Source organism: Paenibacillus sp. M2, assembly GCF_046713495.1.
Taxonomy (GTDB): Bacteria; Bacillota; Bacilli; order Paenibacillales; family Paenibacillaceae; genus Paenibacillus; species Paenibacillus amylolyticus_B.
This window is the reverse complement of record NZ_CP169648.1, coordinates 6,097,731-6,110,556: the sequence shown is the minus strand read 5'-3', so window position 1 is coordinate 6,110,556 and position 12,826 is coordinate 6,097,731. Positions and strand designations below refer to the sequence as shown.

11 protein-coding genes and 1 other annotated feature are annotated in these 12,826 nt (G+C 45.6%); of the genes, 7 read left to right on the top strand and 4 right to left on the bottom strand.

From position 1 onward, the window contains the following. Window positions 1-228 precede the first annotated feature (228 nt). Window positions 229-496, top strand: a binding site (T-box leader). Between the two features lie 74 nt (window positions 497-570). Next, complete coding sequence (trpS, locus tag ACETMN_RS27935) at window positions 571-1,563, top strand: tryptophan--tRNA ligase (protein WP_411735427.1); 993 nt, start codon at window positions 571-573, stop codon at window positions 1,561-1,563. A gap of 114 nt (window positions 1,564-1,677) precedes the next feature. Here trpS and ACETMN_RS27930 read toward each other — a convergent pair whose 3' ends face one another. After that, the gene (locus tag ACETMN_RS27930; protein WP_017692385.1) at window positions 1,678-1,878 is read right to left on the bottom strand and encodes a hypothetical protein; all 201 of its coding nucleotides are present in this window, start codon (window positions 1,876-1,878) and stop codon (window positions 1,678-1,680) included. 120 nt (window positions 1,879-1,998) lie between these two features. On the opposite strand from ACETMN_RS27930, the gene ACETMN_RS27925 reads away from it, so the two are divergent. Then, entirely contained in the window at window positions 1,999-2,217 is a 219-nt protein-coding gene (locus ACETMN_RS27925) for an alpha/beta-type small acid-soluble spore protein (protein WP_017692386.1), read from the top strand. Between the two features lie 116 nt (window positions 2,218-2,333). Here the strand turns inward: ACETMN_RS27925 and ACETMN_RS27920 are convergent, their stop codons facing one another. Next, complete coding sequence (locus ACETMN_RS27920) at window positions 2,334-3,314, bottom strand: metal-dependent hydrolase (RefSeq protein WP_036605731.1); 981 nt, start codon at window positions 3,312-3,314, stop codon at window positions 2,334-2,336. A 436-nt stretch (window positions 3,315-3,750) separates the two neighbouring features. Between ACETMN_RS27920 and ACETMN_RS27915 the strand changes: the two genes are divergently transcribed. Then, window positions 3,751-4,362 (top strand): SCO family protein, encoded by a 612-nt coding sequence (locus ACETMN_RS27915; protein ID WP_341073924.1) that lies wholly within the window; start codon window positions 3,751-3,753, stop codon window positions 4,360-4,362. A gap of 75 nt (window positions 4,363-4,437) precedes the next feature. On the opposite strand, the gene ACETMN_RS27910 is transcribed toward ACETMN_RS27915, so the two are convergent. Beyond that, window positions 4,438-4,785: a toprim domain-containing protein gene (locus ACETMN_RS27910; protein ID WP_192135859.1), complete on the bottom strand. Its 348-nt coding sequence runs from the start codon at window positions 4,783-4,785 to the stop codon at window positions 4,438-4,440. Window positions 4,786-5,316: 531 nt separating this feature from the next. After that, window positions 5,317-6,492 (bottom strand): MFS transporter, encoded by a 1,176-nt coding sequence (locus ACETMN_RS27905; RefSeq protein WP_091020793.1) that lies wholly within the window; start codon window positions 6,490-6,492, stop codon window positions 5,317-5,319. A gap of 190 nt (window positions 6,493-6,682) precedes the next feature. Here ACETMN_RS27905 and ACETMN_RS27900 point away from each other — a divergent pair, with 190 nt between their 5' ends. From ACETMN_RS27900 to ACETMN_RS27885, 4 genes are all read left to right on the top strand, one after another. Next, window positions 6,683-7,165, top strand: coding sequence for an ATPase (locus ACETMN_RS27900; RefSeq protein WP_174806458.1), 483 nt, complete (start codon window positions 6,683-6,685; stop codon window positions 7,163-7,165). Window positions 7,166-7,183: 18 nt separating this feature from the next. Next, window positions 7,184-8,329 (top strand): transglutaminase domain-containing protein, encoded by a 1,146-nt coding sequence (locus ACETMN_RS27895; RefSeq protein WP_091020794.1) that lies wholly within the window; start codon window positions 7,184-7,186, stop codon window positions 8,327-8,329. Between the two features lie 105 nt (window positions 8,330-8,434). Continuing rightward, entirely contained in the window at window positions 8,435-10,471 is a 2,037-nt protein-coding gene (locus tag ACETMN_RS27890; protein WP_091020795.1) for a peptidoglycan D,D-transpeptidase FtsI family protein, read from the top strand. Window positions 10,472-10,864: 393 nt separating this feature from the next. Then, on the top strand, window positions 10,865-12,814 hold the full coding sequence (locus ACETMN_RS27885) for a peptidoglycan D,D-transpeptidase FtsI family protein (RefSeq protein WP_411735426.1): 1,950 nt from the start codon (window positions 10,865-10,867) through the stop codon (window positions 12,812-12,814). The last annotated feature ends 12 nt before the right edge of the window (window positions 12,815-12,826 follow it).

Below are 12,826 nucleotides of genomic sequence, written 5' to 3'. Positions count from 1 at the left end.
CACTTGAAATCTGTCTGCAAGCAGTTATGATGAAGCTACTGCTGCAGGCGTGTCGTTGTGTACATGCCAGCTATTTCCTGCGCTATTTCGTGTGAAGCAGACAACAGGATAAGCAATTCCATCATAACAGATTTTGATGTCTCGGGTAAAAAAGTTCAACTCATTTTGACATTCGCGCCTGTGCGCATTAAGATGGAACTCTGAAAGCATTTATTAGAATTGAATGACATGAAATCGATGACAGGGATAAGTAGGCCAAGAGAATCCTCTTCAGAAAGCCGGTGGTTGATGTGAACCGGTGTGAGCTCTGTACCGAATGGACCCTTGAGTGTAGGTTTGAACAGGTTAAGCCGGAGATGGGCTTGCCCCACTAGAGTCTGCCGTTTAATCCACGTTACGGAACAATGAAGGCATTTCTTCGGCTTGACTTGATTCAGGGTCAGGAGCAATAGAAGAAAAGCGAATAAGGGTGGCACCACGGTCTCACGTCCCTTGCGGATGTGGGGCCTTTTTGCGTTCGCAGAGAATGGCAGGAGTTTTTTATATACAATCAGGGAGGCGTTATGTGTAATGAAAACAGTACTTTCAGGTATTCAGCCAAGCGGTAAGCTCACATTGGGCAACTATATTGGTGCAATCAAAAATTTTGTAAAACTCCAGCATGACTATCAATGTCATTTCATGGTGGTTGATCTTCATGCCATCACCGTGGCTCAGGAGCCAGCAGCATTGCGTGAACAGTCGGAAGCGGTAGCTGCGCTGTTTATTGCAGCAGGTATTGATCCGTCGAAATCTAACGTATTTCTGCAATCCCATGTACCGCAGCACGCGGAATTGGGCTGGTTGATGACAACGCTGACCTCCATGGGTGAGCTTGAACGCATGACTCAGTTTAAGGATAAATCATCCGGTAAAGATTCCGTTGGTGCTGGACTGTTTGTGTATCCATCATTAATGGCGGCTGATATTTTGTTATACAATGCTGACCTTGTACCCGTAGGTGAGGATCAGAAGCAACATCTGGAACTGACACGTGATCTGGCAGGACGTTTTAACCACCGTTATGGGGAGTACTTCACCATTCCAGATCCGTATATCCCACAGGTAGGTGCACGGGTAATGTCACTTGATGATGCCTCTTCGAAAATGAGCAAAAGTAACCCTAACGCTGGCAGTTATATTGCCCTGCTGGATCCGCCAGATGTGATTCGCAAAAAAATCAGTCGAGCCACTACAGATTCGGGACGTGAAGTCGTCTATGATCCGGCAAACAAACCGGAAGTCAGCAACCTGATGAGTATCTACGCGGAATGTGCGGGTATGACGCTTAAGGAAGTAGCTGAGCGTTATGAAGGCACGATGTACGGTCCGTTCAAAAAAGAACTGGCTGAAGTGGTTGTGTCTGTTATTGAACCCCTGCAACAACGTTATAATGAGATTCGCGAGTCTGGCGAATTGGCGGATGTTCTGGATACGTCAGCCCGCCGTGCAGAAGAAGTTGCAGCTCAAACGTTGGATGCAGTGAAAGAACGTATGGGATTTGTCCCGAGACGTAAACATTAGTCCTGAACAATATAATCATTTCACGCAATGAATAGTTAACATGAATAAAGAGGAGCCCTATTGAAGGACTCCTCTTTATTTGTGCGTTCATTATTGAACTATCAAATGACCTGCTCAAGAAGTGGGCTCTGAAGCAGCCGAGCGAACTTCCTGACGTTCTTTTTTGGCGCGAATCACAAATCCCCAGCCAATGTTGGCAATGGACAGGACAAACAGTAGTGCAGCAAACCAACCGGAGTAGGAGATCATAATTGCTGAAACCGTTAACAAAATAATCGAAGAGAATGCGAACCATAAAGACAAGCCTTTACTCATTGGGAAAAACCTCCATCTACAAATTTAGTAAAACTCCGTATAACCTGTAGCCTACGAGCCATAATAATCTTGCAAGCTTGCAATTACATTACAGACACAGATTGAAGGGAGATTATAAATATGGCTCAAGGATCTCGTTCTAACAACTTGGTGGTACCTCAGGCAAATTCAGCACTGCAACAATTGAAAATCGAGGCTGCACAGGAACTGGGTGTAACTATCCCACAAGACGGTTACTATGGTAACTACACTTCCCGTGAAACAGGATCTTTGGGTGGATATATCACCAAACGTCTGGTACAAATCGCTGAGCAGTCTCTGGCTGGGTCTGGCAAATAATTTATTTTAACCAACAGCAACAAAACAGGATAAACAGAAAGCCCGGAGCGGAAACGCTCCGGGCTTTCTCGCGTATCAGTTCCTATGTCTGATTGTGCCTTGCCATGCTCACTTCGTCAAGGGCGTGCAGATAAAAGTTTTTTATCCATTTTCTCATCGCTTAACCAGCCTACATACGTATCAATCGTCTCAAAATTCCGATCCATCACAATTACAGCGACAAATGGATATTGTTTTCGGTGTCGATAACGTACATCTGCCCAACGGACCTTGTAACCGGCAGGCAGTTCTTCAACCTCTGCCACCGCATAGGAGGTGAAATAGAGGAAGGCACTGACTTCCGGTGATTTGCGTGAAGCAGCAACGGCCGCATGAGTAGAAGACGAAGCGTGCAGACTCCATACCAGATTAGAACCATCCATTTTACCGATCACATAACTGCCGTCCTCAACTCGTTTAACCACATGCCAGCGGTTCCAGGATATCGTTGGAATGACGATGTATCTTGCCTGCTCTGGGCTGTTGTCGAGACGTCTAACTTTTCTGACTGCTTGTGCACGAGCAATCGTTCGCCATATATAATATAAACCGGTCAAACTATACAACGTAACGAAGAGTGGTGCAGGGGCGATCAGATCAAAGGCCCATAACAAGATAGCTATGACATGTGTAGTGAATAGAAACGGATCAAAAATATGAATGATGTTCCAGGCGATCCAGCGTTCCGTGAAAGGCCGGGCGGCTTGGGTTCCATAGGTGTTGAACAGATCGGTGAATACGTGAAAGCCTACGGCCACAGCTGTCCAGGTGGCAACGTGTCCAATAGGGACACCAGGGAATATCAGTGCAATGACGCCTGTGATGAGCAAAACCCATAACAGGAGAAATGGCAGAGAGTGTGACAAGCCCCGATGATTCCGAATGTAAAGCGAATTGCTTTTGAGACGTAACGCAGTATCGATGTCAGGGGCCTGGGAACCGGCGATCGTGCCAACCATTACCGCAGCTGCAAGCATGGGACTAGCCGCGACAACAGGGTCGACATAAGCCAGACCGGCTAAACCAATCCCCATGACAAAATGTGTAGAGGTATCCATAAACGTCTCCTTTGTGTGGTGTATCGTTCTAAGGCATATTACTTCTCTATCTAGGTGATACCCATATATAGTGTATAATATCCGTCTGTCAGGATGCAAAACATCCCTAATTTCAAAGTTATGACAATTTCCTGTGACATACCCAATAAATGTACGTAGTTTGTCAAACTATTTTGGCAGTTCCTATGATAAACTTTATATCGGATACAGTGAGAAAAAGCGCCAGAGAACGTACGATACTATTCGAATGATATACAACACTAAAATAATTTATGGGCATTGTTCCTTTTAACCGTTACAATAATATAGAATCTCATAATAAGTAGGTTTCTTTGAATACATATGTCACAGTAGATGGATGAAGCGAGACAAACGTGATTTTCGGTTCACATATGTATGCGTATTCATAAGAGAAGATACAGAAGGGATGAGGAAGATGCTGAAAAAGTACAAATGGACATGGATGCTGCTCGGGCTCGCACTGATAATGGCTGTGTATCTAATGTGGGGCACCGTATTTGCCAGTAAGGAAAAATTACCCGAGATTCGTGAAATCCAATCCTTTTCCATGGAAAATGTAGATGGCAGTACGGTATCACTGGAGGATACTCAAGGGAAAGTCCGATTGTTCTACTTTTATTTCACCAGTTGTCCGGATGTCTGCCCGATTACGACGTTTACGTTATCTCAGGTGCAGGATCTGTTGAAAGAGGACGACACCTTCGGTAAAGATGTCTCATTTGTATCCATTTCATTCGACCCGAAAGTCGATACAAGAGAGAAGATTAAGACGTTTGCGGACCGCTTCCACGCGGATTATTCCGGATGGTACTTCTTGCGAGGGGATATGGACAAAACCAAACAGTTGGCCAGGGATTCATTCCAGATCCTAATCGATGGGGAGAGTAAGGATGATTTTGCCCATATGAACATGATAGGTCTGGTGGATCAGAATAACCAGCTGCGCAAGGTATATAACGCATTTAATACAGAGGACGTTGTGCCTGCTGTCATTGCCGAGGATATTCGCAATCTGATCAAGGAATAATCATCTGATCATCATACTGAAAAGGCTGCCTTCAGGTTGGATATCAACCCAAAGGCAGCCTTTTGGTATTTCATTTTAAAAGGAAGGATGTTCAGGGTATTGGATGTATGTCTCTAACCCGGCTTTCTCCAGCTGGGCAATGATGTACTCATCAGGTGTTCCTTCCACACCCGCATATCCTCGTCGTGTATACATCTGTACTGCATCCGGGAAAGCATCCCGAAGCACACCTCTAATTTTTTTGCCGGAACTGTCATTATCCATAAATAAATAAACTTCATCATATCCGACTTGTTTGCGCAATGTCTCCAGCTTAAGTGAATTAAGCGTTCCAAACGTACATAGAATGTTGATTTCGGGTCCAACCAAACGTTTCAGTTTGCTTCGGTCATTCTTACCTTCCACAATGACATGAATAGGCATGATATTCACCTCTTGTTCGAGAGCTTATGTCGACATTCCCCGGGAAATGTTGCAGCGAAAATCGACTGATTATATAAAATGGACTCCTTTCTTTACACGTTTGCTAACTGAATAGAACAACCTATCAAGACAATTCTCTGAAATCTTATCTCATGTGCATCATTAGGTCAGTAATAGCTAGCAGTGGCCGTTCCGGTTACGGATCGTTCTTCCGATCGCTGTTGTCTCCATATATTTCTGATTTACTTTTATAAAGTTAATATTTGGAGACAAAGGCGAACGCTACCGCTTCTTCAAAATCGATTCCGTCCCCTTCACTACTTTTGGCTAATTGTTCAACCTTAATGATCTTCAATAAGATAAAACCTTCAGTGATTGTAAAAGATAGATTTCCCAGTTAGCTTTTATTAACGTGTAAAACGTTAGTCCATTTTATATAGTTTAGCTGTAAATGGGGGAATGATGCAAAGCTAATGAAAATACAGGCCTAATTGCTGTCATAACGGTAGGGAAGAAGAGCTTGATACAGGCCTAATTTAATATACTTTTGGGATCGGTGAGGGATGCTTCGCGTCTGGATGTATAGTATGGAAGCAGTAGCATACCAATCATTAACAAAAGAAACGCGATGAAATAGGGTGACAACCCGACACGAAGTTGGCCGGCTGTGATGGGGCCGATGAAAGAGCCGATGGAGGTGGCAATGGATTGCAGCGAGAAAATGCGGCCCAACTTGCTTCCTCCGCTCAGCCGGATAAATAGGGTTGCCATAGCTGGAAAGATGATGCCTTTGGACATCCCAAGTACAAATAATACAGTGGACAAGGGAACTTGCGGAATGGCTGCCATCACAAAAAAAGACAAGGACATTAACAGCACGCCCGCAACCAGACGCAGTTTGGGGGAATACCGGTTGAGAAATAACATGCTGAGGGTGAAGAGTGCCCCAATACTGATTATAGAGAACAGCAGTCCGGTAGACATGATGGACGATTGTCCTCCGCCCCGCAGGGGTAATTCGAAGAAGAGAATCCCTTGAGCACAGGCAATCACCAGAGGCAAGGCAAAGTATCGCCAGGACACCGGCAGGAATGCACTTGTGGCATCTGCTGGTGAAACGTCAGGTTTGGCAGGTTCAGTCACTCTCTCATGCTGCTTGACGATGCCACGGGGCATCGTCATGAAAGCAATCACACCTGTAAGAATGAGCAAGTAACCCAAGCCTGAGAAGGTAGCAGAGAATCCCATGGAACCCACAATGATCGCACCGGCTGCTGGTGATACCACAGACGCGAGTGTATGCACTACCCCGTGACCCGACATATACTTCCCCTGTTTCACCGGATCACTGGATAACTGTGCAAGCAGGGCGAGACATGCAGGAGACAGGAAGGCCAGTACAAACCCACTGATGGAACGCAGAGCAAGCAGTTGCCATGGTGTTTGGACATAGGCTTGCAGGAGCAGGATGAATCCTGCACCGAGCAGACTGAATACAATGTAGCGGCGACTGCCATGTTTATCGATTTGTGTTCCAGCAATCAGATTGCCAGGAAGATGCGTTAAGGAATAGATACCCATCATCCAGCCAATGAAAGTAGGGGCGGCTCCCAGCGAGATGGCAAAAGGGGTCAGAATGGGATACTGGGCGTGCAAATCAAATACGGCAAGGAACAAAAACAGGTATAGCCAGATGGCCGTTTTCACATAAGCCCCTCCTTGTTAAGCGATGCATGTTCAAACTACAGGTCTTGAACGTGTTCCCCGTTCGCCCGGCAGAACCTCATGGTACTACTTGTACGCCCGGCGGGACGAACTTAGACCGTTTATTTTTAAGGGGGAGGGCTTAGCTGACAGCAGCTTCGGAAATCATGTATAATATTCGGGAGTGTTACGAATGAATTCTAATACGGAAGGTGTAGTCATGAACATAGAAGTAATCAAAGAGTTTGTGATGCAGAACTGGCTGGTGATCGTGGTTGCATTGATCATATTGTTCTTTGTTCTGAATGTGGTCAAAACCGTATTGAAATGGGCGATTGCCATCATCATTATTGCGGCTCTACTGATATACAGCGGCATCTCCATTGATCAGATCAAACAGACAGTGACAGACGTACAATCCAGCACGATGGACACATTGAAGAAGGAAGCAACCAGCATGATGCTCAAGGAGGCTTCCAAAGCGAAATACGTCAAAGGACAGGATGGAGCGTTCACCATCACAAGTCCCAATGTGGAGATTAAGGGTAGAACTCAATCGGATAAAGTTGATGTGACCTTCCGCGGAATTTCACTTGGCGAATGGAAACTCGACAATGAAACTATACGTACGTTTGTCGAACAGGCACAGGAGAACAAAACAGCACCAGCATCGTAGTAAAGGGGGAATCGGTACGTGCTGCAGAATTGGCTGGACAGCCTGAAGGAATTGAATGGCATCACGATTATGCTGTTGCTGATTGTGGCTGCTTCATTATTGCAGGGGTGGTCCAGAGGGGCTTCGCGTTCAGCAGGCAGACTCTTTGGGTTCCTGATGGATGGCATTATGGCGGTCATTGGTATTCTGTTGTCGATCGGTTTAACGTTGTGGCTTGCGCCATATGTACAGCAGTGGCTGTCTGAGTATGCTTCAGCCATGCCTAACCGTGAGTTGAACCGGTGGGAACAGATGTATTATACGTTGGTTACGGCGATTGCAGATTTTCCGCTGATGCGGTTCGCTGTATTATTTGTACTTAGCTATGGACTCATCCGACTGATTCTCGGGTTTCTCTCTTCAGTTATTTTTAGCAGCAGGCAGAGGTCAGCCGAGGAAAGTGCGCCCAAAGGTATGTTTAGTCGGTTGACGGGTGCATTCATTGGCACGATCATAGGCTCCGTCCGTGGAATGATTGTCATCGCAGTTTTGTTCATGATTGTCAGCCTTTACCCTGGGAGCATGTTCAGCCGTTATGTGGAAGCATCTCCGATCTATATGCAAGGGGCCAAATCGGTTATCGAACCTTTGTCCGGCACGTTCATTAAGGACAAGCTACCCGTATTCACGCAGGCTGTGCAGAAGGAACTGGGCGGCATCCTGCAACGCAAATATGAAGTCATCGACCACAATATTCCGACGGATATTGAATCTGCAGCCAGTGAGATTGTCAAAGGCCAATCGACAGATGAAGCCAAAGCAAAAGCGCTATATGACTGGGTAGGTTCACGTATTCAGTATGACTATGGTAAAGTGGATGACTATGAGCAAAAGGGCATATGGCATGAACAAAATCCACAGAATACATTTGATACACGCAAAGGCGTATGTATTGATTATGCCCGTCTTTATGCCGTGATGGCCCGTTCACAAGGACTTGAAGTCAAAGTGGTTACAGGACTTGGTTATAACGGCCAAGGAGGGTACGGTCCACATGCGTGGAATGAGGTGTATTTGAGTGATTCCGAGAGCTGGGTTCCGCTTGACCCGACATGGGCGATCAGTGGAGACTGGTTTAATCCTCCGAATTTTGCCGACACCCATCTAAAGGATCAATCAGCTTAGCAATACAACGGACATGGGTCCGGAATATGACGACGTTGCCAGGTTATCATGCCGCGAAGAATCAGATTGAGCGGTATGCATCAAGTCATGAAAGAGGTAGGATGGATGAAAAAGCATTCCAATGAGAAGGATGAACTTACGGACAAACGGCGCTTCAGTTACCGAATGAACGTATTTTTCTTCGCTTCCTTTGTTATTTTTAGCGTTATTATTGTACGCTTGGCCTTTTTACAATTTGTCGAAGGGCCTGAGCTTAGTCAGGAAGAAGCAAGTAACATTACCAAGGATGTACCACTTCCTCCTGTGAGAGGCACGATTTATGATTCCACAGGTGAGGTGAAGTTGGCTTACTCCAAGCCCATTCAGTCTCTCTACTTGACGCTTTATAAAAACTATGGAGATGTTGAGGGGAAACCGAGTCCTAACATAGGGGAAGTGCAGGATATTGCAACCCGGTTGCATGATGTGTTTGAACAGTACAAGCTGAAGGATTCAGAGTCACTTACGGTGGAACAAATTATTGAAGAGATGGACTTGAACTCCCGCAAAGCGAACGGTTTTATGCCTCGTCTGATCAAGAGTGATCTGTCCGAGGAAGAAGTTGCTTATTTCCTGCAGCACAAGGACGAGTTCAAAGGTATTCAGATCGTCGAGGAGAGTGTGCGATTCTACGATCCGGATACGGTAGCGGTTCAGACCATCGGTTATCTGAAGAAGTTCAGAAGTTCGAAGTCCTTGAACAAATACAAAGAGGTGGACGAGGCCAATAAAACGCAAACGGATCCGGGCCTGGTGTATACGGAAAATGAGTTTGTAGGCTTTGATGGACTGGAACTGCAATATCAGGATGCTCTCCGCGGCAAAAGCGGATATACATCCGTTGATGTGGATTTGCGTAACTTGCCTGAAGGTGTGGCTGGTTCTACCCCGCCGCAGAAAGGGTACGACCTGATTTCCAGCATTAACAAGAACGTTCAGGTAAAAACGGAACAGGCCATTCTGGATCAGTTGAGTTGGCTTCATCGGAATCAGGTCTCCGGTCGATTACATCCGAATGCCAAGACCGGATTTGCAGTTGCGATGGAAGTGGATACCGGGAAAATCGTATCTGCTGCCAGTATGCCAGATTATGATACCAACATCTGGAGAACAGGCAGTATCACAAATGATCAGTATGATGATATCAAATATGTGTATCAAAATGGTACGATTCGTTCATTCCCTCCCGATGACTCTAAAAAGCGAGCTGAATCGATCGTGCTACTCGGTTCCACCATCAAACCGCTTAGTGTCTTGATCGGTTTAAAAGAAGGTTTCTTCACTACCAATACGGTTTATTCGGATAGAGGTTCAACGACCTTTGGTGGGGACAATCGCAGAGTTCAGAACTCATCCGGGCATGTGTATGGTGCAATGTATCCTCGTGATGCGATTCGTCATTCCTCGAACGTATTCATGATTGATGAGATTGGGAAGAAGATGTACTCAAAATATGGTGCGACCGGAATTGACAAATGGGATGAATACATGAAGCAGTTCGGCCTTGGAGTATCTACAGGGGTTGATCTGCCGAATGAATTCCTGGGTATACGGGATTACATGAACGACACGGAAAGTTCGTTGACTCGTCTCGTGTATGGTTCCTTTGGACAGCAGGGAAAATACACAACCATGCAGTTAGCACAGTACACGACAATGCTGGCGAACAAAGGAAAACGGATGGAGCCACAACTGGTTAGAGAGTTCCGGGATTCGGAAGGCAATGTGGTCAAAAAAGTGAAACCGAAAGTACTGAGCACGGTAGAGTTTAACGATGCCTACTGGAATGAAGTACAACGAGGCATGGCAACCGAGGTATCTGCATTTAGTGGATTCCCTTATGACTTTGCCAGAAAAACAGGAACATCGACACAGGTAGTAGGCGGTAAACTGGTGGATAATGGTGTATTTATCGCCTATGCACCACGTAATAATCCAAAGCTTGCTGTCGCTGTGGTTATCCCCGAAGGGGGCTTTGGATCGAGCAGTGCGGCTCCGGTTGCACGTGCGATCTTCGATGCCTATGACGAGGAATTTGGTCTCGACGGTGTACCGAAGAAAGACAAAAATAAAGATTCAGATTCGGAATCAGGCACACAGTAATGTGAGGCATTGGTTACAGAGGGTCCTCTTCGTGGGTCCTCTTTTTTTTTTACGTGGAAAATGGATCGTAAGGGTGAACTAATTAGTTGCATTAATATGTAACCATATGAGCTGTACCACGTTTATATAAGGGAAGGGTAACGTGATCCGGAGAACGGGATAACGTTGATATGTCAGTGTTTACATTGGAATCGGTAGATGGGGTAGTGTAACGGTTCTGTTTACGAAAATGTAACCAAATATTGAAAGACGTGACAGCTAACCTTTGGTAAACTTGTATGAGATAGGATTAAATAGGGAATTGAACACGTTCACAAGACAGATTAAATATTTTATTTTTATAGAGGAACGGGAGAGGCTTAAAACATGTTTAACCGATTGAGGAAGAAACCCATGACTGAGGAAGATACACCCGTCAACAAGCCTTCCACCGCAAGGCTGAATCTGTTTTTTTTCGCGGCATTTGTCATATTCAGTATCCTTATTTTCAGATTAGCCTTTGTGCAATTTGTGGAGGGTCCTGAACTGACGTATATGGAAACGAGTCGTAATACCAAAGACATTCCACTCGCACCTGTTCGTGGTCCCATCTATGATGCGACAGGGGAAGTCGCGCTCGCTTATTCCGAACCTGTACAGTCCCTCTATGTGTTGTTGTATGAGGATTATCGGAATGATGAACGTAGACAGGAAGCAGAGGAACTGGCTCATGATCTGGCGGCTGTGTTTAAGCAGTTTAATCCAGGGGACAAAGAGCAGCCGGACGCGGAAGAGATCATCAAACGATTGGATCTGGATTACCAGAAAACGTTCGGGTATGTGCCGAGGCTTGTGAAGTCGGATCTGTCGACCAAAGAAATTGCCTTTTTCATGGAGAAAAAAGCAGATTATCCAGGGGTTATGGTGCTGGAAGAAAACATAAGAAAATATGACCCGGATGGTGTAGCCGTTCAGGTTGTGGGTTACACAAGAGAGTTCAAGCGAGCACCAGATTCCATTGCCAAATATAAGGCCATCCGCGAGGGGGCAAGTACTCAGCGTGATCCTGGTCTTGTGTACCATGAAGAAGAGAAGGTTGGGTTTGATGGGTTGGAGCTTCAATACCAGGAAGAACTCCGTGGACGAAGCGGATATCAGTCCATTGATATTGACGCACGTAATCTGCCAGATGGGACGATGCTACAGACTCCACCGGAGAAAGGCTACAGTCTGGTTTCCACCATTAACAAGGAAATTCAGATGGCCGCACAAGAGGCGATAACGGACGAATTGCGCAGACTTCCCAAGGCAATTACAGGATACGCAGTAGCCATGGAAGTGGATACAGGAAATGTGGTAGCCATGGCAAGTATGCCGGATTATGATCCGAACGATTGGGATTATGACAAAATCAAGTATGTGTTTCGAAACGGAACCACCGAGTCGTTCCCACCGAATGATGCCAAGCCTAGTCGTGCGGAATCCGTTGTACTCCTTGGATCAGTAATCAAGCCGCTAAGTGTCCTTATTGGATTAAAAGAGGGGTTATTTACAGCAGGACAGACCTATCATGATCAGGGATATGCGGTTTTGGGGAAAGACGGACGACAAGTGAAGAACTCACATTCTGCTTATAATGGTTCTATCACGGCGAGAAGAGCGATCGAGAAATCCTCCAATGCGTTTATGATCGATATGGTGGGGAAACGTTTGTTAAGTAAATATGGCTCAGAGAAAGGCATCGATGTCTGGCACAAACACATGCAGGAATTTGGCTTGGGTGTGTCCACTGGTGTAGATCTGCCTAATGAATTTCTGGGTAGGCTAGAATATACTAATAAAGACGAATCTGTTCTAACACGTTTGGCTTTTGCCTCCTTTGGACAACAAGCCAAGTATACGACGATGCAACTCGCCCAATACACGACGATGCTTGCCAATAAGGGCAAACGGATGGAACCTCACTTAGTGAAGGAAATCCGTGATGCGGATGGCAATGTGGTGAAGGAGATCAAACCTAAAGTACTCAATGAAGTTGATTTTGCCGATGCGCACTGGAATGAAGTTCATAAAGGTATGGTTACTAAAGTAAGTTCATTTGACGGTTTCCCTTACGATTATGCTCGGAAAACAGGAACATCAGAGCAGGGGACCGGACCGAACAAAAAAGAGAATGGTGTATTTATTGCCTTTGCACCACGAGATAATCCGAAGCTTGCTGTAGCTGTTGTTGTACCAGAAGGTGGATTCGGGTCAGTCAGTGCTTCACCAATAGCACGGAAAATTTTCGATGCATATGATGAAGTGTATGGTCTCGATGGAACGCCGAAAGGTAAGAAAGACGAAGGGAAAGACAAAGAGTAATGCAAAGAATAT

Excerpts from the sequence above, each read along its gene's own strand:
- ACETMN_RS27930 (WP_017692385.1), bottom strand. The coding sequence starts at position 1,878 with ATGAGTAAAGGCTTGTCTTTATGGTTCGCATTCTCTTCGATTATTTTG.
- ACETMN_RS27925 (WP_017692386.1), top strand. The coding sequence starts at position 1,999 with ATGGCTCAAGGATCTCGTTCTAACAACTTGGTGGTACCTCAGGCAAAT.
- ACETMN_RS27890 (WP_091020795.1), top strand. The coding sequence starts at position 8,435 with ATGAAAAAGCATTCCAATGAGAAGGATGAACTTACGGACAAACGGCGC.
- trpS (WP_411735427.1), top strand. The coding sequence starts at position 571 with ATGAAAACAGTACTTTCAGGTATTCAGCCAAGCGGTAAGCTCACATTG.
- ACETMN_RS27910 (WP_192135859.1), bottom strand. The coding sequence starts at position 4,785 with ATGCCTATTCATGTCATTGTGGAAGGTAAGAATGACCGAAGCAAACTG.
- ACETMN_RS27920 (WP_036605731.1), bottom strand. The coding sequence starts at position 3,314 with ATGGATACCTCTACACATTTTGTCATGGGGATTGGTTTAGCCGGTCTG.
- ACETMN_RS27915 (WP_341073924.1), top strand. The coding sequence starts at position 3,751 with ATGCTGAAAAAGTACAAATGGACATGGATGCTGCTCGGGCTCGCACTG.
- ACETMN_RS27900 (WP_174806458.1), top strand. The coding sequence starts at position 6,683 with ATGAATTCTAATACGGAAGGTGTAGTCATGAACATAGAAGTAATCAAA.
- ACETMN_RS27885 (WP_411735426.1), top strand. The coding sequence starts at position 10,865 with ATGACTGAGGAAGATACACCCGTCAACAAGCCTTCCACCGCAAGGCTG.